Annotated in this window: 18 protein-coding genes and 1 tRNA gene; 10 read left to right on the top strand and 9 right to left on the bottom strand. The window is 52.7% G+C overall.

The window, feature by feature from the left end; genetic code table 11:
* Window positions 1-38: 38 nt before the first annotated feature.
* On the bottom strand, window positions 39-2,426 hold the full coding sequence (locus tag BSZ31_RS01955) for a GAF domain-containing protein (protein WP_105027310.1): 2,388 nt from the start codon (window positions 2,424-2,426) through the stop codon (window positions 39-41).
* 165 nt (window positions 2,427-2,591) lie between these two features.
* Window positions 2,592-2,667 (bottom strand) — tRNA-Phe (locus BSZ31_RS01950).
* 126 nt (window positions 2,668-2,793) lie between these two features.
* Between BSZ31_RS01950 and BSZ31_RS01945 the strand changes: the two genes are divergently transcribed.
* Complete coding sequence (locus BSZ31_RS01945) at window positions 2,794-4,029, top strand: FAD-dependent monooxygenase (RefSeq protein WP_105027309.1); 1,236 nt, start codon at window positions 2,794-2,796, stop codon at window positions 4,027-4,029.
* 86 nt (window positions 4,030-4,115) lie between these two features.
* Window positions 4,116-4,925, top strand: a complete 810-nt coding sequence (locus tag BSZ31_RS01940) for a DsbC family protein (protein WP_105027308.1) — start codon at window positions 4,116-4,118, stop codon at window positions 4,923-4,925.
* 25 nt (window positions 4,926-4,950) lie between these two features.
* Here the strand turns inward: BSZ31_RS01940 and BSZ31_RS01935 are convergent, their stop codons facing one another.
* Window positions 4,951-6,195 carry a murein transglycosylase A gene (locus tag BSZ31_RS01935; RefSeq protein ID WP_168426808.1) on the bottom strand — a complete coding sequence of 415 codons (1,245 nt, stop codon included), beginning with the start codon at window positions 6,193-6,195 and terminating at the stop codon, window positions 4,951-4,953.
* Between BSZ31_RS01935 and BSZ31_RS16810 the strand changes: the two genes are divergently transcribed.
* A complete protein-coding gene (locus BSZ31_RS16810; protein WP_168426807.1) occupies window positions 6,194-6,340 on the top strand; it encodes a hypothetical protein in 147 nt (48 codons plus the stop codon). The two genes, BSZ31_RS01935 and BSZ31_RS16810, sit on opposite strands and share 2 nt — an antisense overlap.
* Here BSZ31_RS16810 and apaG read toward each other — a convergent pair.
* Window positions 6,337-6,720 (bottom strand): Co2+/Mg2+ efflux protein ApaG, encoded by a 384-nt coding sequence (gene apaG / locus BSZ31_RS01930; protein ID WP_105027306.1) that lies wholly within the window; start codon window positions 6,718-6,720, stop codon window positions 6,337-6,339. The genes BSZ31_RS16810 and apaG overlap by 4 nt on opposite strands.
* Window positions 6,721-6,871: 151 nt before the next feature.
* Here apaG and rpe point away from each other — a divergent pair, with 151 nt between their 5' ends.
* The 6 genes from rpe to trpC all read left to right on the top strand — a co-directional run bounded on the left by rpe (window position 6,872) and on the right by trpC (window position 12,305).
* A complete protein-coding gene (rpe, locus tag BSZ31_RS01925; protein ID WP_105027305.1) occupies window positions 6,872-7,552 on the top strand; it encodes a ribulose-phosphate 3-epimerase in 681 nt (226 codons plus the stop codon).
* 6 nt (window positions 7,553-7,558) lie between these two features.
* Window positions 7,559-8,239, top strand: a complete 681-nt coding sequence (locus BSZ31_RS01920; protein ID WP_105027304.1) for a phosphoglycolate phosphatase — start codon at window positions 7,559-7,561, stop codon at window positions 8,237-8,239.
* Complete coding sequence (trpE, locus tag BSZ31_RS01915; protein WP_105029703.1) at window positions 8,239-9,741, top strand: anthranilate synthase component I; 1,503 nt, start codon at window positions 8,239-8,241, stop codon at window positions 9,739-9,741. The genes BSZ31_RS01920 and trpE overlap by 1 nt, the downstream gene beginning before the upstream one ends.
* Window positions 9,742-9,839: 98 nt before the next feature.
* Window positions 9,840-10,424, top strand: coding sequence for an aminodeoxychorismate/anthranilate synthase component II (locus BSZ31_RS01910; RefSeq protein WP_105027303.1), 585 nt, complete (start codon window positions 9,840-9,842; stop codon window positions 10,422-10,424).
* A 45-nt stretch (window positions 10,425-10,469) separates the two neighbouring features.
* The gene (gene trpD / locus BSZ31_RS01905; protein WP_105027302.1) at window positions 10,470-11,507 is read left to right on the top strand and encodes an anthranilate phosphoribosyltransferase; all 1,038 of its coding nucleotides are present in this window, start codon (window positions 10,470-10,472) and stop codon (window positions 11,505-11,507) included.
* A gap of 9 nt (window positions 11,508-11,516) precedes the next feature.
* The gene (trpC, locus tag BSZ31_RS01900) at window positions 11,517-12,305 is read left to right on the top strand and encodes an indole-3-glycerol phosphate synthase TrpC (protein ID WP_105027301.1); all 789 of its coding nucleotides are present in this window, start codon (window positions 11,517-11,519) and stop codon (window positions 12,303-12,305) included.
* Here the strand turns inward: trpC and BSZ31_RS01895 are convergent.
* From BSZ31_RS01895 to BSZ31_RS01875, 5 genes are read right to left on the bottom strand one after another with little or no spacing between them, the layout of a single operon-like run.
* Window positions 12,302-14,137 (bottom strand): M61 family metallopeptidase, encoded by a 1,836-nt coding sequence (locus BSZ31_RS01895; RefSeq protein WP_105027300.1) that lies wholly within the window; start codon window positions 14,135-14,137, stop codon window positions 12,302-12,304. The genes trpC and BSZ31_RS01895 overlap by 4 nt on opposite strands.
* Before the next feature lie 16 nt (window positions 14,138-14,153).
* The gene (locus tag BSZ31_RS01890) at window positions 14,154-15,137 is read right to left on the bottom strand and encodes an MDR family oxidoreductase (protein ID WP_105027299.1); all 984 of its coding nucleotides are present in this window, start codon (window positions 15,135-15,137) and stop codon (window positions 14,154-14,156) included.
* A 48-nt stretch (window positions 15,138-15,185) separates the two neighbouring features.
* Window positions 15,186-15,668 carry a DUF3429 domain-containing protein gene (locus tag BSZ31_RS01885; protein WP_105027298.1) on the bottom strand — a complete coding sequence of 161 codons (483 nt, stop codon included), beginning with the start codon at window positions 15,666-15,668 and terminating at the stop codon, window positions 15,186-15,188.
* A gap of 3 nt (window positions 15,669-15,671) precedes the next feature.
* Window positions 15,672-16,952: an FAD-binding domain-containing protein gene (locus BSZ31_RS01880; protein WP_105027297.1), complete on the bottom strand. Its 1,281-nt coding sequence runs from the start codon at window positions 16,950-16,952 to the stop codon at window positions 15,672-15,674.
* A gap of 29 nt (window positions 16,953-16,981) precedes the next feature.
* Window positions 16,982-17,728: an SDR family NAD(P)-dependent oxidoreductase gene (locus tag BSZ31_RS01875; RefSeq protein ID WP_105027296.1), complete on the bottom strand. Its 747-nt coding sequence runs from the start codon at window positions 17,726-17,728 to the stop codon at window positions 16,982-16,984.
* 155 nt (window positions 17,729-17,883) lie between these two features.
* On the opposite strand from BSZ31_RS01875, the gene BSZ31_RS01870 reads away from it, so the two are divergent.
* Complete coding sequence (locus BSZ31_RS01870) at window positions 17,884-18,660, top strand: enoyl-CoA hydratase (RefSeq protein WP_105027295.1); 777 nt, start codon at window positions 17,884-17,886, stop codon at window positions 18,658-18,660.
* Window positions 18,661-19,163: the final 503 nt, after the last annotated feature.

Here is a 19,163-nt window from a genome sequence, read left to right as displayed (position 1 = left end):
CAGGCTCAGTACATATTATTTTTTGATTGCGCCCATTATCAGGTGCTCGATGGCCTGAAAACAATCAAAGACCAAGGCGTTCCGGTTTCTTTGTCGACAAAAGGCGACACCAATATCTCGCAGGGTACATGCGCACCATTGTCGGTTTCATAACGGGTTTTGATGGTCAGCTTCTCTCGCTTTAACAGGGAGACCAGTAGTTTTCTGAAGTCGCGCAGCGGCAGGCGGTCTGCAATCAAGGGGTACGGGTTACGGCCCAACCACTTTGCCACAGCTTGTCCGGTTACGTTTTCAAATGCCGAGTTCAGGTAAATGCACTGAAAAGAAGTGGCATTGCTGCCAAGGTCATTGGTCACCATAATCACTTCATTAATCTGCTCAATTGCAGAGCCCACCATGAACAAATCCCGGTACATCGCTTTGCGTTGGGTAATGTCTCGCAGCAAAATAGTCAGCCCGTCTTCCCGAGGCAAAAATTTCAATCGCAACCAACGATTGGTTCGAGTGTTGAAAAATTCAAAATCTCCTGTCGTGCCCTGCCGTCGAAGTTCGGATTGGCGTTTTCGAAACTCCAATAAGTCCAATCCTGGCAACACATCGGCAATGGCTGCCTGGTGAATGAAGGTTTCTTTGCCCAAAATCAAAGGCCGAGCTTTCGCATCCATGGCCTCAACCTGCAAGGCCTCATCCAGTTCAAGCGTGCCGTCGGTCAGGGTATTCAGTACCTGGTTGAGTGCTGTGCTTTTTCGGGACAACTCCTGCGCCAGGTGCTTGGTGTGGGTGATGTCTTCAACCGAGCCGTACAAGCCACTGCTGCTGCCCAGGCCGTTGCTAATGGGTTGAAAGCTGAAGCGAAACCAGCGTTGCCCAGTGAGTCTTTCGAAGTTCACCTCGCATTCAATGTGGGCGGCCTGGCGGTTGTTGATGCACTCGATCAAGGTCGATGCCATGTTCTTCCCGGTCAATCGGGTCAACAGTTCTGTCAGCTCAAAGATACTGCCCAAAGGCAGCTCGGTGGCTTTGCAGATGGCTTTGAACTGATCGCTCACCTTCAGCAAACCGCTGTCGACATGGTAAAACCAGGTGCCCAAGCCTCCTAGTTTTTCGGTCATCCCCAACAAGGTTTGGTCAAACAGATTGCGGTCGACCATCGTCGATTCATTCACCATCTTGGTGTACTGAAGCACCAGTGCCTTGCGGCTGGTTTCAATTCCGGGGGTGGGGCGGTCAATCACAAAGCGCGCCCACACGGGTTTGCTGTCAGGTAGCCTGATTCTGGCGAATGCTTTTTTCTTCAGGCGCGTTCCCAATACCGTTTCCATTTCCCGAACTAAATTTTCCCTGTCTTCCTCATATATAAAATCGAGAACCGACGGGTTGTCTTTCACCCGGTGAAGCTCACTGTCGTCAACTTGTCCAAGTTGCACTAATTTGAAGTTCAAATCCAACACCAGTTTCCCCCGAGTTGATTCCGCAAGAAAACTCAAGGTGTTTGTTTTCAAGGTGTCCAGGGGGTTGGGGCGGTCTTGTACGGCGGTGCGCGGCAGCTGTGCAGCCACAGCAACATTTTGAAGCAAGCCCACCGTCAGTGCTTCACCTTCCTCTTCGGGGGTTTTGTAGGTTCGTTCTTTCATGGTCAACAGCCGGCCATTGGGCAACTGGATTTGATATTGAAACACCTGGCCGTTGCCAAGTTCCCTGGCCAGTTCAACATCGTGGCGGTGCTCTCTCACAATCAAGCCGTTGAACCAGGCCCAACTCACCCTCGGGCTGTGGCTTAAGCAAAGCCAATCCTCCAGGTTGGGTGACAATGCAATAAAACTCTCGTCGCTGTGTCGTCTCCAGCTTGCATAGGATTGTTCATGGCCTGCAAAGTCGCTTCTATGTCCATCCTGGAAAATTGGCTCTCGTGAATAAGCGCCCTGTGCCTGTTGTTGTCGGTTGGCCAGCGATACTTCCACCAAGGCAGCCATCGATTTCGCCATTTTGATTTCAGCACTGCTCCAGGTTCTGGGGCTTGTGTCGATCAGGCAGAATGAACCTACTCTGGCACCTGTGGGGGTTTTGATGGGTACGCCCAAATAGGCCCTAATCCAGGGCGACCCGGTCACCAGCGGACTGTCTTTCACGCGTTCATCCTGGGTGCAGTCCGGGATGACCATGGGTTCGTCCTTCTTGATTGTGTGGGTGCAAATTGAAATATCGCGCGGGGTCTCGTCTGCATGCAGGCTGTTAAAGCCACGGCGAGCCTTGAACCATTGGCGATCCGAGTCGACAAATGAAACAATGCAACTTGAGCAATTGAAGGCAGATACGCCCAAATCAACCACTGCCTCAAAACCCTCCTCGGGTTGAGTGTCAAGAATCGCAAGTTGATATAGCTCGGCCAGTCTTAAAGCCTCGGCCACCTCATTGGGCTTGGTCATCGATCCATTCGTGCACAGTGTGGCGTTGTGAAGCAGGGCGTGGCGCCAGTTTTGATTTATTTCTTGTGGAACAAGTGTAGCAGCTAATGAAAGCGTTGAAATGCACTTGGAAAATACATTAGGAGGCTCCCCTTTTGTGGTGTACCAGGCAGTACAAGGGGTGGGTGGTGGCCGAGGACAGAATCGAACTGCCGACACAAGGATTTTCAATCCTCTGCTCTACCGACTGAGCTACTCGGCCACGCGTTTTCGGTGGTGTTCACTACCGAAGCCCGCAAGTTTATCCGAAACTTTCACGTTGCGCAAACAACAAATGCAAAATCGCTGTAGCATGTTCAATAATTAATAAAGCCAGTCCTCCCGACCCATGAGCAATCTTACAAGCGTACAGCCTCTACAAACGTCCAGCTACGATGTAGCCATTATTGGTTGCGGTGTGGTGGGGCTGGTTGCTTCTCTGGTATTGGCCAGTTCTGGTTTCAAAGTGCTGGTGGTTGGAGCACGTCCGCCCCAGTTTCAGCCCAATCCCGATCAGCGATTCGATCCCCGGGTTTTTGCCTTGTCACATCGAAGCCAACGCGTGCTTGACCGGCTAAGGGTATGGGACAACATTCCCAGCGAGAAAGTGCAGCCCGTCACCGAGATGCAGGTGTGGGGCGATTCCAGCGGCGATGCGCAGGGCCATTTGCGTTTTAACGCGAGTGACACTGGGGTTGACTACCTCACCTGGATTATTGAGCAAAGTTGCCTCTTCGATGTGTTGTTCTCAGCCATGCGCTACCAGCCCGGCATTGATTGGCTTGATGCAAGGGTAGAGGGCCTTTCCCGCGAAAAAGAGGGATGGGCCGTGGTGACCAACCTGAAAACAGTGCGTGTTCCCCTGCTGATCGCCGCAGACGGTGCGCAAAGCCAAACCCGCAAGCAGGCTGGTCTCGATTTCGCGCTTGATGACTACAGTGCTGAAGGCGTGGTTACCACCTTCGCCATTGAGAAGCCGCATCACGGGGCTGCACGCCAATGGTTTGCTGGCGATTCCGTCTTGGCCATGTTGCCGCTGCCGGGGCCACATGTGTCCATGGTGTGGTCCATGCCCTTGTCGCAATCCCAGGCGTTGCTACAACTCAGCCCGGCAGACATGGTCAATCGTGTGAAGTCCCTCTCGGGCGGCGCGGTTCAAGAACTGTACGGTGATCTGGTGCTAGTGGGTAAAACTTATGCATTTCCGCTCAAGCATGGTGTTGCGCCGGTTTGGTTCGACAACGGCGTTGTATTGATGGGCGATGCCGCTCACGTCATTCACCCCCTGGCGGGTCAAGGTCTGAACCTCGGGCTTGAGGACGCAGCCGAGTTGGCCAATTTGCTCACCTCACGCAAGCGCCTTCTGGCCGTGCAGCGCCTGGGCCTTGCTGACGAGCAATTGTGGCGCGCCTGGGAGCGTCGTCGCAAAGCGGCTTGCACGCCTGTGCATTTTCTTACCGATGGCCTGCACACCTTGTTTCGTCTCGACCTGCCAGGTGCTGCCTGGGTGCGCAACAAAGGCATGCACCTTGTCAACCAATTGCCCATGCTCAAACGTTGGTTGTCCCAACAAGCCATGCGCTAGCTGCAACTGAAAAGTCCTGGCGCAATGAACAAATTGCCTTCAAGCGTGTCCTAACTACAATTCATCATTTTTACCCAAGCAGGCCTATGAAATTCAATCTACCTTTGTCCCTTCGCAAGCGCAGCAGTGCTGTTGTTTTCTCTGTAATTGCCTTGTCAGCGGGCGCGTGGGCCTTGTCCCAATCAGTTCAGCCTGTGCAGGCGGCGGCAAGCAAGTCGCAGGTTGAGCGCATTACGGCAGCTGTGAATGAGTCTTTGGGGGCATCCGGTGTCAAGGTGGTATCGGTCAGCGACATCGAGTTTATTGATGGTTTGTTTGAGGTGGTGGTGAATCACAATGGCACCAAAAAAATCATTTACACCAATGCCAGTGGCAGCCATCTCATTTTGGGCGAGCTTATGGAAAGCAAATCCATGGCCAATTTGACCGAAGCCAGGCTGGACAAGCTCAATGCCATCAATTTCGAGAAAGATCTTCCATTGGGTTTGGCCTTGAAAACCGTTTACGGGACCGGCAGCCGGAAAATTGCCGTGTTTGAAGATCCCAACTGCGGTTATTGCAAACGTTTTCGCAAGGAAACTTTGACCAAACTGCAAGACACCACGGTGTACACCTACGTGTATCCAGTCCTGGGCCGCGATTCCGTCGATAAGGCGCAAAAAGTAATGTGTGCCAGTGACAAGTCCAAGATGTGGGATGACTGGATGCTGAAAGACCAATCTCCCACTGGAAACGGCAATTGCAATCCACCAATTGAAGATCTGGTCAGTTTGGGTCGGGGAATGGGCGTATCAGGTACGCCAACCGTATTTTTCCAGGATGGCACACGCGTCAGCGGTGCCATTCCTTCCGCTGACCTGAATCGCCGTATTGCAGCAGCGTCAAGGGCCAAATAAAAACTGATGCAAGGCCTTGGGGTTTTCAGCTTCCGCTTTCAGGCAGGGGCGTGCCCTTGGGCCAAATCAGCCACATTTTCAAGGGTTGGCGGGTCAGGCCAGCGGCTGTACCAGCCTCTTCACCGGTTCCCCAGAAATAGTCAGCACGTACCCGGCCCCGAATGGCGCCGCCGGTGTCTTGTGCCAAGGTGCCCTGCGCGATGGGCGCGTTGGTCACCGGGTTGCTGGATTCAATCCAGATCGGGCTGCCATAAGGTATTTTTTCACGGTCAATCGCCAGGCTGAGTTGGCCAGTCAAGGGAACACCCATGGCGCCCACGGGGCCTTCTTGTGGGCGCAGTACTTTGTTTTCCTTGAAAAACACCACGCTCGGATTGGCATTCAGCAAATCATCCAGCTTGCCGGGGTTGGCTTTTGCCCAGTTTCTGATGCCCGGAATGGTAGCCTGCGCAGCGGTCAACTCTCCGCGATCCACCAGCACTTTCCCAATGGATTTATATGGGTGGCCGTTCTGCTCGGCGTAACTCAAGCGAATCACGCTGCCGTCTGGCAAGGTCACCCGGCCTGAACCCTGCACCTGCAACAAAAATGCGTCCAGTTTGTCGTTTACCCAAACAATCGGTTTTTCACGGTCTGGTCCCAAGCGCTCCCATTCCGCCCTGTCAAAGAAAGGAACCAGCGTATTGCCCTGCAGGCGGCCACGCAGACGCTTTCCTTTCAGTTCCGGGTACTGTTCGTCTAGCTTCACGGTGATCAAATCCGCGGGCACGCCGTAAAGTGGCGCATTGTATGCACCCTGTGCCTGGCGTGCGCCTTTTAACAGGGGTTCAAAGTAACCGGTCAGCAAACCTTCTTTCTTGCCGTCTTCCTGCTGAAGCTGCCACACATCAAAGTTCGCCTCCATCCAGATTTGTGCTGGCAGCAGCGCATTCCCGCTCAGGTTTTGTCGGGCTTTGCGGCAAGCTTCCAGCAAACCGGTGGGGGTGGCTTTGCGTTTGGCCAAGGCATTGCCATTGACTGAGCACTGCTCTGAAAATGCCTCCAGAAAACGCCCGTGGTTGGCGGTGCTCCATCCTGGCAAACTTGAAAAGTCAGACTTCACAAATAGTGGCAGGGCCGGTTTTTCATCTTTTTTCTCGGTCTGGGCCTGTTTTTCTCCTGCCGGGCATGAACATTCAGCCGTTTTCGGGGTCGGAGCAGTAGCGCATCCAGATAGAATCAAGGCGGCCAGCACGGTGCTGGGCCACCAACAACGGAGTGGATTGGACATGTGGTTACTCATTGCGGAAATGGTTTTGGCTTTGGGCCTGATCGTGTTCATTATGTGGTGGACGTTGAGGGCCAGGGTAGATCATCCAGTCGAAAAACCCGACGAAGAATCATCAGCACCAAGCACGCCCCCCGACAAGGATTAGTGCAGCACCCGGGGCATTGACAGCAAAAACTCGGGCACTGGCACATCAAACTGCTCGCCGCCTTCGCCCACAAAGGTGTATTTGCCTTTCATTGTACCCACCGGGGTGGGCAAGGGGCAGCCACTGGTGTACTCAAATCGCTCGCCTGGTCGCAGAGTGGGTTGCTCGCCCACCACCCCATCGCCTTTCACCTCCTGAACAATATTGTGCGCATCGGTGATAATCCAGTGGCGGCTTAACAATTGCGCAGTTCTCTCGCCCACATTTTCAATTTCAATGGTGTAGGCGAACACATAAGGGCCTTTGTCTTTGTCACTTTGCTCTTCCAGAAACTGGGTGCTGACTCGAACTTCAAACTGATACGGTGACGGGCTGCTCATGCGGTGTGGCTTGTGAATGTTGCTGTAGATTTCAAGTATGACTTCAAACCCCCGATTTCACAAATCCGAAGCCGCTTGCAAAGCCTTTTCGTGGGGGTAGTTTCGTTTAAACTCTTGCTTTGATTGTCGAATTCTCCATCGAAGGCCAACCATGAACCCGTTTGTTATCGCCCCCAGTATCCTTTCTGCCGACTTTGCCCGCTTGGGCGACGAGGTGAAAAATGTGATTGCAGCTGGCGCGGACTGGGTTCACTTCGACGTGATGGACAATCATTATGTACCCAACCTCACGATTGGCCCTTTGGTTTGCGAAGCCCTGCGCCCCCACACCACCGCAATGATTGATGTCCACCTCATGGTTCGCCCTGTGGATCGAATTATTCCCGACTTTGCAAAGGCTGGCGCAAACCTCATCAGTGTTCACCCCGAAGGCACAGATCACCTCGACCGCACTTTGGGCCTGATCCATGATTCTGGCTGTCAGGCCGGTATTGTGCTGAACCCGGCCACCCCAATTTCTTGGGTGGATCACGTCATGGACAAGCTTGACCTTGTTTTGGTGATGTCAGTGAACCCCGGTTTTGGCGGTCAAAGTTTCATCCCTCAAGCTTTGGTCAAGCTGGCCGAATTGCGCAAGCGTATTGATGCCCATGTGGCCAAGGGTGGCCAGAATATTCGTCTGGAAGTGGATGGTGGCGTAAAGCCCGACAACATAGCGCAAATCGCGCGTGCAGGTGCTGACACCTTTGTTGCTGGCTCAGCCATTTTCGGCAAGCCCGACTACAAGGCCGTGATCGATCAAATGCGCGCCGAGCTCGCCACTACGAGATAAACAATCATGACCAAGCAAGCAGTATTGTTCGATCTGGATGGAACACTTTTACACACCGTACCCGATCTGGCCGCCGCAGTGAACGCCATGTTGGTTGACTTGGGCAAACCTGTTTTGCCTGAGGAAACAGTGGCCGTGTATGTGGGCAAGGGCGCGGAAAACCTGGTTAACCGAAGCCTGACTGGCAGCATGACTGAGAAAGCATCACCTGACCTGTATGCCCGGGCCATGGCCAACTGGCAAAACCACTACACCCAGATCAACGGCAATCACTCGGTGTTTTATCCCGGCGTGAAAGAAGGGCTGGAGTTGTTGAAAAATGGGGGTTACAAGCTTGCGGTGGTGACCAACAAGCCTGAGCGTTTCACAAAACCCCTGTTGGAGCGCACCGGCATTGCCAATTACTTCGAGGTTGTGGTGGGTGGCGACACCTGTCCGGTAAAAAAACCTGACCCCATGCCTGTAACCCACGCCTGCAAGCTGCTCGGCGTGGATCCTTCGCAAGCCTTGATGATCGGCGATTCCGTGAACGATGCGCTGGCTGCCAATGCGGCAGGCGTTGAGTGTTGGCTGTTGCCCTACGGTTACAACGAAGGGCGATCTGTTCATGAAACACAGTGCGATGGCATCGTGAACACCATCGAGGAAGCTGCACAACGCCTGCTGGGCGCACGGGTACCACAATGATTTCTCAAACTGAATTCGATGCATTTGCTGCACAAGGTTACAACCGTATCCCACTAATTGCGCGCTGTTATGCTGACCTCGATACGCCTTTGTCGGTGTACTTCAAACTGGCCAACAAGCCCAACACCTTCTTGCTTGAATCGGTGGTGGGCGGCGAACGCTCGGGCCGGTATTCCTTCGTGGGTTTGCCCTCCAGCGTCACAATCAAGGTGATCGAGCACACGGTGTTGGTGCAACAGCAACACACGGATGGCGCACTGGAAACACTGGAAACATTCAACGGTGATCCGCTGCAATTCATCGAGCAATACCATGCCCGTTTCAAAGTGCCACCGGTCAAGGGAAGCCCTCGTTTTTTTGGCGGGCTCGCCGGCTACTTCGGGTACGACACGGTGCGCTACATGGAGCCCCGCCTGGAGGCAAGTCGCAAGGCGGATGACCTCGGAATTCCCGATATTTTGCTCATGTTCACCGATCGCATGGCGGTGGTGGACAACATCCAGGGCACCATTCAGCTCATTGTGTTTGTCGATCCAGCGCAAACCAATGCGTATGAAAATGGCGTCGCTGAGGTTAAGCGGCTGATGGGCCAACTTCGTCAGCCCATCGCCATTCCCGCGTCTGGCAACAGCGAAAGCACGCCCATCGAACGCAGCATGGGCAAAGATTATTTCTTTGACATGGTTGCCAAAGCCAAGGAATACATTGCCGCTGGCGATGTGATGCAGGTGGTTCTGGGTCAAAGGCTCAGCAAGCGCTTCACACAAGACGCGCTCATGTTGTACCGCGCCTTGCGCTCCTTGAATCCATCGCCGTATTTGTTCTACTACAACTTCGGCAGCTTTCAGGTGGTGGGTTCATCGCCTGAAATTTTGGTGCGACAAGATCAGGTTGAGGGCAAGCCTCCTTTGGTCACACTGCGCCCCATTGCTGGTACTCGTCCGCGCGGCAAAACACCTCAAGAAGACATCGCTCTGGCCGAGGAGTTGTTGGCCGATCCCAAGGAGATCGCAGAGCATGTCATGCTGATTGATCTGGCTCGCAACGATGTGGGCCGCATTGCGCAAACGGGTTCGGTGCAGGTCACCGAGAAAATGATCATTGAGCGCTATTCGCATGTCATGCATATTGTCAGCAACGTGCAGGGCGATTTGAAGCCGGGCATGGGCGCCATGAACGTACTGCGCGCCACTTTCCCGGCGGGCACGCTTTCTGGTGCGCCCAAGGTTCGGGCCATGGAAATCATCGACGAGCTCGAGCCCACCAAACGCGGAGTGTATGGCGGGGCATGCGGTTATCTCAGCTTCACTGGCACCATGGACGTGGCAATCGCAATTCGCACCGGCGTTGTGAAAGACCAAACCCTGTATGTTCAGGCCGGTGCCGGTGTAGTTGCCGATTCGGTTGCTGAAAGTGAATGGCTTGAAACTGAAAACAAAGCACGCGCGGTGATGCGTGCCGCTGAGTTGGTTCAGGCTGGGCTGGATGGCGAGTTGTCGTGATAGTTCCAACCCGCAAGGAGCCGTGGCAGGCGCATGTGTTAACATTTTAATCGAACACGCGCTTCTTTCTCCCCCTCTATTTGAAATGCAGGTCCACCATGCTGTTGATGATCGACAACTACGACAGTTTCACCTTCAATCTCGTGCAGTATTTCGGCGAGTTGGGGCAACAGGTTCATGTTGTTCGCAACGATGCGATCACCGTCGATGAGGCGCTCGCTTTAAGGCCAAGCGCAGTGTGTGTATCTCCCGGACCATGCTCGCCTGCGCAGGCTGGCGTGTCCATCGAAATGATTCAGCGCATGGCCGGTGTGGTGCCGGTTCTCGGGGTATGCCTCGGGCATCAGGCCATTGGCGAAGCATTTGGTGGCAAAGTGGTGCGTGCAAAAACCATCATGCACGGTAAAACTTCCCCGGTTCACCATACCAATGTGGGTGTGTTTGAAGGATTGCCCAATCCGCTGACATGCATTCGTTATCATTCCTTGGCCATTGAGCGTGAGAGTTTGCCCGATTGTCTGGAGGTGACTGCAGAAACTGCGGATGGAGAAATTATGGGTGTACGCCACAAAACACTGGATGTTGAAGGGGTTCAGTTTCACCCCGAGTCGATCTTGAGTGACCGGGGTCATGACCTCCTGAAGAATTTTTTAAAGCGCGTTAAATCACCTGTGGCTGCTTAATCCCACACGCACCTAACATATCCAACTTTTTTGTTCACACACGTCATGTCCCAACCTTTTAATTACTCTGCAACACTGAACCAGCTGCTCGCAGGTCAAGACTTGTCGCACGATTTAACACGTCAAGCCTTTCAAGCGCTGCTAAGTGGTGGTCTAACCACCGCGCAAATTGCCGGCTTGCTGGTGGGTTTGCGGGTCAAAGGCGAAACAGCAGAGGAAGTGGCCGCGGCTGCGCAGGTGATGCGAGATCTGGTAACACCGGTTGAATTACCCGCTGGTGTCGAGGTTGTTGACTTGTGCGGCACCGGTGGCGATGGTGCACAAACATTCAACATTTCAACAGCCTGTATGTTTGTGCTGGCTGGTGCTGGTGCAAAAGTTGGCAAGCACGGTGGTCGCAGTGTGTCATCCAATTCTGGCAGCGCCGATGTGCTTGAATTGCTGGGTGCCAACATCAACCTTAAACCAGAGCAGGTTGCGCAGTCGATTGATCGGGTTGGCATTGGTTTCATGTTTGCCCCAAATCACCACAGTGCCATGCGTTTTGCTGGCCCGGTCCGAAAAGAACTGGGTGTGCGTACTGTGTTCAATATTCTGGGTCCATTGACTAATCCAGCCAATGCCAAACGTCAGGTCATGGGTGTATATAGCGCCAACTTGCTTGAATTGCAGGCCGAGGTGCTTCGGCGTTTAGGGTCTATTCAGGCGCTCATTGTTCATGGCGAGAACGGCATGGACGAACTGTGTATTGAATGCGACTCACAAATTGCAGAGCTGCGTGACGGTGAAATCAGGCACTACAGCATCAAACCCGAAGATTTCGGCCTCACTCGTGCATCGCATGGCAGCTTGCATGCCGGTTCTGTTCAAGAGTCTCGCGACAAAATTTTCCATGCATTGAACGGCAAGGGTGGTGCCATTGGCGACATCGTGTTGCTCAACAGCGCAGCGGGCCTGTATACATCAGGAGTCGCCAGCAGCCTGAAAGAGGGCATCGATATCGCCCGCGCAACGGTGCTCAGTGGCGCCGCAATCCGCAAATTGAATGAATTTGTCGATTTCACCAAATCGATTGAGCAATAAGGCAGCATCATGAGCGACATTCTTGACCAAATTCTCGCCACAAAGCGCCAAGAGATTGCGCAGGGCAAACAGGTGTTGTCTGAAGTGCAATGGTTGGCCAAAGCCGCGCGGCTGGCACCGACGCGGGGTTTCGCCAATGCCATGAAAACTGCAGTGGCCAAAGGTTTGCCAGCTGTCATTGCAGAGGTAAAACGTGCCAGCCCCAGCAAAGGCATATTGCGCGAACCTTTCGACCCCGTTGAAATTGCGAAAAGTTACGCTGAGCATGGTGCAACCTGCCTGTCAGTTCTCACCGATATTCAATACTTCAAAGGCGCGCCCCAGTACCTTGACATGGCCCGCGAAGCCAGCGGCTTACCCTGCATTCGCAAAGACTTCATCATCGACACCTATCAGGTGGTGCAAGCCCGGGGTTTGGGTGCTGACGCCATCTTGTTGATTGTTTCCGCCTTGCAGTTGCCTCAGCTGCAGGAACTCGAGCAGTGCGCCAATGAACTGGGTATGGATGTGCTGGTGGAAGTGCACGACGCACAAGAAATGGACATCGCTTTGCAGTTGAAAACACCTTTAATCGGCGTGAACAACCGCAATTTGCGAACCTTCGAAACCTCATTGCAAACCACGCTCGATCTAAAGGGCAGGGTGGGCCCTGAACATTTGTTGATTACCGAGAGTGGCATAGCCACCCGTGAAGATGTGGCATTGATGAGATCAAACGACGTCCATGCGTTCTTGGTAGGCGAGGCGTTCATGAGAGCACCCTCGCCAGGTCAGGCATTGGCCGATCTTTTTTATTAAAGCCATGGAGCAGGAACAGTATCGCCCTCAATCTGTTCCAGTTTCTGGATCGTCCATTCATTGGACGCCGGTTTGCCTGCCACCAACTTAAATTCCAGCAATCGCTCCGCTCGAAATGCAACTGCCCGCAGTTCAGCGCCTGGCTTGCTTGCTGCCAACAGCCGTTTGTAGTGCGTTTCGGTCAGTTTTTTTTCGCCCAAAGCCACCAGTAAATCGCCTGCTGAAATTCCGCTTGCATGCGCTGGGCTGCCGTTGATCACCTGTTTTACCAACATGCCTTCGGCTTTGAATTGGCCGTGTAAGCCGAGGTAAATCTGCTCATCATTTTGGGTTTGGTTGAGTGTAAAACCATAAGCCTTTAACGCATCGCCCACTGGCAGCTCTTCCGTGCTCTGTGTCCATTGCGAAATTTCCTGTCCAAGGTCAACTCCGGTGGCTTCAAGCACCAAACCTGGAAATTCGTTTTCCTGTAATCCCTCTCCGCTCAATCCCTTTCTTTGCCACATCAATCGCATCACATCGTCCAGGCATTTTTGTCCGCCGGTTTGCCGTCGAAGTGCGGAATCAATACACAAAGCCACCAGCGCGCCTTTGGTGTAATAACTCACAATGGCGTTGGGTGCGTTTTCGTCCTGCCGGTAGTATTTGGTCCAGGCATCGAAAGAACTGTCGGCCACGCTTTGGTTCAAGCGGCCAGGTCCCTTCATCACCTGCGCAATGTTTCTACCCACGCTTTTCAGGTAAGCCTCTTCACTCAATTTGCCGGCGCGTGCCAGCATCACATCGTCGTAATAGGAAGTGAAGCCTTCAAAAATCCAAAGTAGTCGAGTGTAGTTTTCCCGGGTCAAGTCGTAGGGAACAAATGCGGCTGGCTTCATCCGCTTCACGTTCCAGGAATGAAAGTACTCATGACTGCAAAGCCCCAGAAAGCCTTCGTACCCTTTGGGCGCTTTTTCAACGCCGCGTTGTGGCAACTCTCCCGCGTTAAAAAGCAGGGCGGTGCTGTTTCTGTGTTCCAGTCCACCATAGCCGTTGTCGGTCGCATGCAGCATAAACACATAGCGTTCAAATGGCGCTTGCCTGGTTTCTGGCTCGAACAGGGCAATTTGCGCTTCGCACACCGGTTTCATGTCATTGCAAATGCGCTGCAAGTCCAGGTCTGTATCGGCGCCATACACGGCGAATACATGTTCAACGCCGAAGGCCGAGAAACTTTCAACCTGCAATTCACCCATTTCCACTGGGTGATCAATCAAGCTGTCAAAGTCGTTCGCCTTAAACCTGACTGAGCCTCCCGCCTGCAACACCGGGCAACCATGACGGTCTTTCAATGTGCCTGGCTGGCTGGGCAAACCACAGGCAATTAGCCAATCCCGCAAATACTCCCCAGGTCTTGAAATGGTTAATTCAACTGCTTCTTGTTCAAATCCCTTTGGGCACAAAAACAAGCTGGTCCCGTTGAAAAAACCATGAGTATCATCCAGGTGTGAACCGCGCACTGACAAATCCCAGGCGTACACTCGCCATTCGCACTGAATTAACAGTGATTGCGAAGCCGGCACAAGTTGCGCGGCATCCACGTGAACACGCCAAATGTCCTTTTTTTCCCGGCTGCAAGCAGTTTCAACCGATCCCACACTCGCTCGCACATACAGCACGTTTCGGGAAAATTCCCGAATCAGGTAGCTACCCGGAATCCAGGTGGGCAAGCTCAAATCAATCCAGCGCTTGTCCTCAGGGCCTTGTAGTTGTTGCGGTGCAATTTCGAATTGCAGCTGAACATCGAAATAGTGGCCTTTCGGGTCTGCCACCGTGATTTGGTAATGCAACATGTCAATTGTCTGTAGATTAAATTTTGATCAACACTCGGCCAGTGTTTGTTCCCGCCATAATTTCCGCGGCAGCCTCAATCGCGCCCTCCAATGAAAGGGTGCGGGTCAAATCATTCAGCTTGTTCAAATCGAGGTCTGAAGCCAGTCTGCGCCATGCCTCTTCACGTACCGCAAGCGGCGCCATCACTGAATCAATACCTTTCAAGGCAACACCTCTCAAAATGAACGGCGCCACCGAAGAGGGCAAATCCATGCCTTGAGCCAAGCCGCAAGCGGTCACAGTACCGCCGTACCTTGTCTGTGCACAGGCATTGGCCAGTGTGTGCGAACCCACACAGTCCACTACACCAGCCCAGCGCTCCCGTTGCAAGGGTTTCCCGGGTTCACTCAGCAACTTGCGGTCCAATACCTCGCTGGCACCCAAGCCCTTCAGAAACTCGGCTTGCTCAGGTTTTCCACTGGTGGCAACAACGGTGTATCCAAGCTTGTTCAACAGCACAATAGCAATGCTGCCGACACCACCGGTCGCACCCGTCACCAAAACTTCTCCATTCTCCGGTTTCACACCGCTTTTCTCCAGGCCCAGCACACACAACATAGCCGTGTAGCCCGCAGTGCCAATTGCCATCGCCTGCGCCGCACTCAGGCCCTCGGGGCGTTTGATCAGCCAGTCACCTTTCAATTTGGCTTTTTCTGCCAAGCAGCCCCAATGCGTTTCACCCACACCGAACCCATTCAGAATCACTTCATCTCCAGGCTTGAACCCTGAGTGGGCGCTTTCCAGAACAGTACCCGCGCCGTCAATACCCGCCACCATGGGCCACTGGCGCACCACGGGCGACTTGTTGCAAATGGCCAGGCCGTCTTTGTAATTGAGCGTAGAGTGGGAAATTTGAACCAGCACATCGCCAGATCCAGGCAGCTGACTCTCGTCCAGCTCTTGAACACTGGCCTTGAATTCGCCTTGTTCGTTTTTCTGAAGAAATACAGCCTTGAACATACTTTTTCCATCCTTGCTTCTGATCAGTCTTGATTCAAGACTACACCATTAGGCAAAGCAGGCGGTCACCAGCAATCCAAGAATTGCACCCAAAGTCAGGTGGTTTCTCAAGCGCAGGTAAGCATCAAACGCTTTCATGGGTTTTAAAAAGCGCTGGTCAACTAGCCACACCAAAACCAGAATCAGTACAAGAATCCACAGGGTGAACTGGGGTGGTGAAAATGCGCCTGCCAGCCAGGCCAACAGCGAGGGCGTCACACCCCAGATAAAACTTCGAGTTTCAAATTCCGCTTGGTCCAACCCTGCAAGGTAAGTGGCTTGGTCCTGGCTACTCAGCGAAATGGCCAATCCCCAATGCACAGCACCCAGAAACGAAACAATGCACAAGGCATAAATCAGGTTGTAGTTGGCCAGTTGGTCGGCAGTCTCCGTGCCGGTGTAAATCCCGGACAGTACGGCCAAACCCAAAAAAGGAATCAAGCCTGCGTAACCAAGAACATTCATCCAGTGCGTTTTCAATGCCTGTGCCATTTGTCAATCCACCAAAATGCCGCCATGTATCGCCTCTTCTAGGCTACCTGCCATCAAGGTGGCTTCTCTATAAAATCGGGAAAAACTCTGTTGAAAGCGGGTCGGGTTCGGCAGCAGCTTGTCCTCTAGCGCCCATCGCACCGGAAAGCATCGCCCCATCATCAAGTAGCCTGAATTCAATGTTTCTCTTAATTCAAACTCGGCACCGGTTTTCATGAAGCCAGCCAGCATGCTTGTGCAGTGTCCAATGTCATCCGTGTTCACAACCCAGATCTGGTCGCAGCCCGTTTCCATGGCGTTCAACACAAAATCCCATCGCTGTTTATTCCACGGGTGCGCTTTGTGAAAAGCACAGTCAATCAGTCCCACGCGCAACTCCCCGTTTTGCGTCAAATCAAAACAAGCTTTCAGATCCCAAGGGTGAACCAAATTGATCTTCTTGAAGTTGCTCATCAGTGCGCTGCACGAGTCAACACCAGCCTGCTGGCGAAGATCCACCGTCTTGCGCTTTAGCGTGTCGCTCAATAGCTCAAGATCGAAGCGGTGGCTAGTCGGCTCAGCGACTCCAACGGGTGGCGCATTTCTCTCGCGCCCCACATCGCGTTTGCTCCGAGCGATCGATTCAAGGTCTTCATAGTCGGTGTCGATCGCAGTACCGCTACAATCCCACTTCGGAGCGTATTTTTTCACATTGTCCGAGTTAAACACGTATGGTTTGTGGCTGAACGTACCCGCCACCCACTGCCAGCTCAAATGGTTGGAGGCGAGGTCTCCATCCAATAAATGGGCATACATCCAGTCAGCGCCGACTTTCCAGTGCACCTTGCGCATGTGTACTACATACGAGGCAATCCACATTCGCACATGGTTGTGCAAATAGCCAGTTTCGTAAAGCAAGGCCACTCCGGCATCGATTGCTTCAATTCCGGTTCGGCCTTCCCGGATATCGTCCGGCAATTGATGGTTGTACCTGCCCGACCAAACAGGTCTGCGTACATCACTTAGAATCCCATTGCCCAACTCAGCATGGGCATGTTTGAAGAATTCGCGCCAAGCGAACTCGAAAATCAGCTTGTCCTCAAAACTCAGACGATATTTCTCCATCAACACTTGGGTGGCTTCCCGAACGCTCAAAAAACCATGAGTAATCCATGGGGACAGGCCTGTCACTGCTCCGTCCAGAAAATTCCTGGTGCGACTGTAAAGTACCGGGTCTACCTTTGCCAATGCATCCAATGCGGCATGGCGGCTCGGTTCAAATTTGTTGGGTGTCTGGTACTGCATTGCTAGCCCTTCTGTCAATCGGATGGGGTTTACTTCACAAGAGGGCGGATATTTCGGAATCCCCCATCGATATTCAATACGGCGCCGGTCATCCTGCTGGCGCCATCGCTTAGCAACCAATGCATCGCTTGGGCAACTTCGGCTGGTGTGTTAACACCCTGCAGGGGGTATTGCTTGGCACTTGCTGCCCGCATCATGTCGCTTTTCAGAAACGCCGAAGCAATAGGGGAGTCAGTCAAACCCGGTGCAACCACGTTAATCCGAATATTGTCAGTTGCATGTGTAGCTGCTGCTGATTTGGCCAGGCCTTCAACGCCAGCCTTCGCCGCTGCAATCGCCTCGTGATTGGGTACACCGATCCCCGTTGCGCAGGTCGACACCAGCACTGCTGAGCCACCTACACCTTGAGCCTTCGCTTGTTTCAAAAACGCCCTCAAGCCATACATGGCCGAAAGCAGGTTGACCTGCATCACGCTGTCAAGTTGAGCGTCGCTGGTTTTGACAAGCGGGGCCACCAAGATGGAGCCCACGCAATGTGCATAGCCATCAATCTGTCGGCCTTCAGTAACCACAGCCTGAAATGCCGCATCTACTGAACTGGAGTCACAAGCCTGAACTTCTACTATATGTACGCCCGACGTGCTGCCGTACAGGGCCTCAAGTACCGCAGTGTTTCGTCCCGCAGCAATCACCTCCTGGCCCGAATTCACGCACAACTGAATCAATTCCTGGGCGATTGCACTGTTGGCGCCCATTACAAATATGCACTTTGTCATTCTTTACTGCCTGTTTTGTCCAAAGTGCCCCTATTTTGTCCTAGACAGAAAATAAAGTCACGTCTTCCTTCAAAACTCTTTTCAGTCGTCAATTCCTCGAATTTGAACGGTTAGACTTTCTCCATCCCTATTAATTAATAAGCAGGAGACTGAACATGACCTATGAAACCATCCTTGTAGAAACCCTCGGCAAGGTGGGCTTGGTGCGCTTGAACCGCCCCCAAGTGCTGAATGCGCTGAACGACCAGTTGATGACGGAGTTGGGCCAGGCTTTGATGGACTTCGATTCCGATGACAACATCGGTGCCATGGTCATCACTGGCAACGACAAGGCCTTTGCAGCTGGGGCCGACATTGGCGCCATGGCCACATTTACTTACATGGATGTCTATAAAAGCGAATACATCACTCGCAACTGGGAAACCATCCGCAACATTCGTAAACCGGTGATTGCCGCTGTCCGGGGTTTTGCTTTGGGCGGTGGTTGCGAGTTGGCAATGATGACCGATTTCATTATTTGTGCCGACACTGCCAAATTTGGTCAACCTGAAATCAAGCTCGGCATTATTCCAGGCGCTGGCGGCACTCAGCGTTTGCCCCGTGCAATCAGCAAAGCCAAAGCCATGGACCTCTGTTTGACTGGTCGCCTCATGGATGCCGCAGAAGCCGAGCGTGCAGGCCTGGTTTCCCGTGTCGTCCCCGCTGACAAGTGCCTGGACGAGGCCATTGAGGCGGCCACGGTGATTGCCGTCTATTCAAATCCCTCTGTAATGATGGCCAAGGAAAGCATCAATCGGGCATTTGAAGGGTCTTTGTCCGAAGGAATGCTTTTTGAGCGCCGCATGTTCCACAGTTTGTTTGCTACTGAAGATCAAAAAGAGGGCATGGCGGCCTTCGTTGAGAAGCGGAAGCCCGACTTCAAGAACAAATAAGACCGAATTTTCCAAATTAATTTGAATTAAATTGGAATTAAATGGGTTCAAAGCTCTTTTTAAAGGGCTTGGGAGTCAAAAAAATGAAATATTTTCAGGGCTCCTTCTGGAGCCTGTTTTTTGTGCAACTCTGAAAAAAATCCTTGTGCTTCAGAGGCTTGTTTTCGTCGTCTTGTGGGGTGGTTGGAACACACTTTTGCTGTGTTGCAGAAAAATACAAATTTCTTCGCAAAAGTGTTTGACAGGTGGAAAGATGATGTGCATAATCTCGTTTCTCTGCTGCACGACAAGCAGCGCGAAACGAAGCAAACAAGCGGTTCTCCAAGGTTTTAAGTAAGCTTGAAGAGCAGCAAGGTTAGCAGAAATTTCGAAGCGATCTTTAACAAGTTAACAGCCGATAAGTGTGGGCACTGACCAGATGGGTTTAAGGTTTGTTCTTTTCTCAAAAAGAATGACTTTGAATCACGATTCAGAGTTAGTGCTCACGGAATAAAGTAAATGAA

The organism is Limnobacter sp. SAORIC-690 (genome assembly GCF_002954425.1).
In the GTDB taxonomy this organism is placed as follows: Bacteria; Pseudomonadota; Gammaproteobacteria; order Burkholderiales; family Burkholderiaceae_B; genus Limnobacter; species Limnobacter profundi.
This window is presented reverse-complemented; position numbering and strand designations above follow the sequence as displayed.

Excerpts from the sequence above, each read along its gene's own strand:
- BSZ31_RS01955 (WP_105027310.1), bottom strand. The coding sequence starts at position 2,426 with ATGACCAAGCCCAATGAGGTGGCCGAGGCTTTAAGACTGGCCGAGCTA.
- BSZ31_RS01945 (WP_105027309.1), top strand. The coding sequence starts at position 2,794 with ATGAGCAATCTTACAAGCGTACAGCCTCTACAAACGTCCAGCTACGAT.
- BSZ31_RS01940 (WP_105027308.1), top strand. The coding sequence starts at position 4,116 with ATGAAATTCAATCTACCTTTGTCCCTTCGCAAGCGCAGCAGTGCTGTT.
- BSZ31_RS16810 (WP_168426807.1), top strand. The coding sequence starts at position 6,194 with ATGTGGTTACTCATTGCGGAAATGGTTTTGGCTTTGGGCCTGATCGTG.
- BSZ31_RS01935 (WP_168426808.1), bottom strand. The coding sequence starts at position 6,195 with ATGTCCAATCCACTCCGTTGTTGGTGGCCCAGCACCGTGCTGGCCGCC.
- apaG (WP_105027306.1), bottom strand. The coding sequence starts at position 6,720 with ATGAGCAGCCCGTCACCGTATCAGTTTGAAGTTCGAGTCAGCACCCAG.
- rpe (WP_105027305.1), top strand. The coding sequence starts at position 6,872 with ATGAACCCGTTTGTTATCGCCCCCAGTATCCTTTCTGCCGACTTTGCC.
- BSZ31_RS01920 (WP_105027304.1), top strand. The coding sequence starts at position 7,559 with ATGACCAAGCAAGCAGTATTGTTCGATCTGGATGGAACACTTTTACAC.
- BSZ31_RS01910 (WP_105027303.1), top strand. The coding sequence starts at position 9,840 with ATGCTGTTGATGATCGACAACTACGACAGTTTCACCTTCAATCTCGTG.
- trpD (WP_105027302.1), top strand. The coding sequence starts at position 10,470 with ATGTCCCAACCTTTTAATTACTCTGCAACACTGAACCAGCTGCTCGCA.
- trpC (WP_105027301.1), top strand. The coding sequence starts at position 11,517 with ATGAGCGACATTCTTGACCAAATTCTCGCCACAAAGCGCCAAGAGATT.
- BSZ31_RS01895 (WP_105027300.1), bottom strand. The coding sequence starts at position 14,137 with ATGTTGCATTACCAAATCACGGTGGCAGACCCGAAAGGCCACTATTTC.
- BSZ31_RS01890 (WP_105027299.1), bottom strand. The coding sequence starts at position 15,137 with ATGTTCAAGGCTGTATTTCTTCAGAAAAACGAACAAGGCGAATTCAAG.
- BSZ31_RS01885 (WP_105027298.1), bottom strand. The coding sequence starts at position 15,668 with ATGGCACAGGCATTGAAAACGCACTGGATGAATGTTCTTGGTTACGCA.
- BSZ31_RS01880 (WP_105027297.1), bottom strand. The coding sequence starts at position 16,952 with ATGCAGTACCAGACACCCAACAAATTTGAACCGAGCCGCCATGCCGCA.
- BSZ31_RS01875 (WP_105027296.1), bottom strand. The coding sequence starts at position 17,728 with ATGACAAAGTGCATATTTGTAATGGGCGCCAACAGTGCAATCGCCCAG.
- BSZ31_RS01870 (WP_105027295.1), top strand. The coding sequence starts at position 17,884 with ATGACCTATGAAACCATCCTTGTAGAAACCCTCGGCAAGGTGGGCTTG.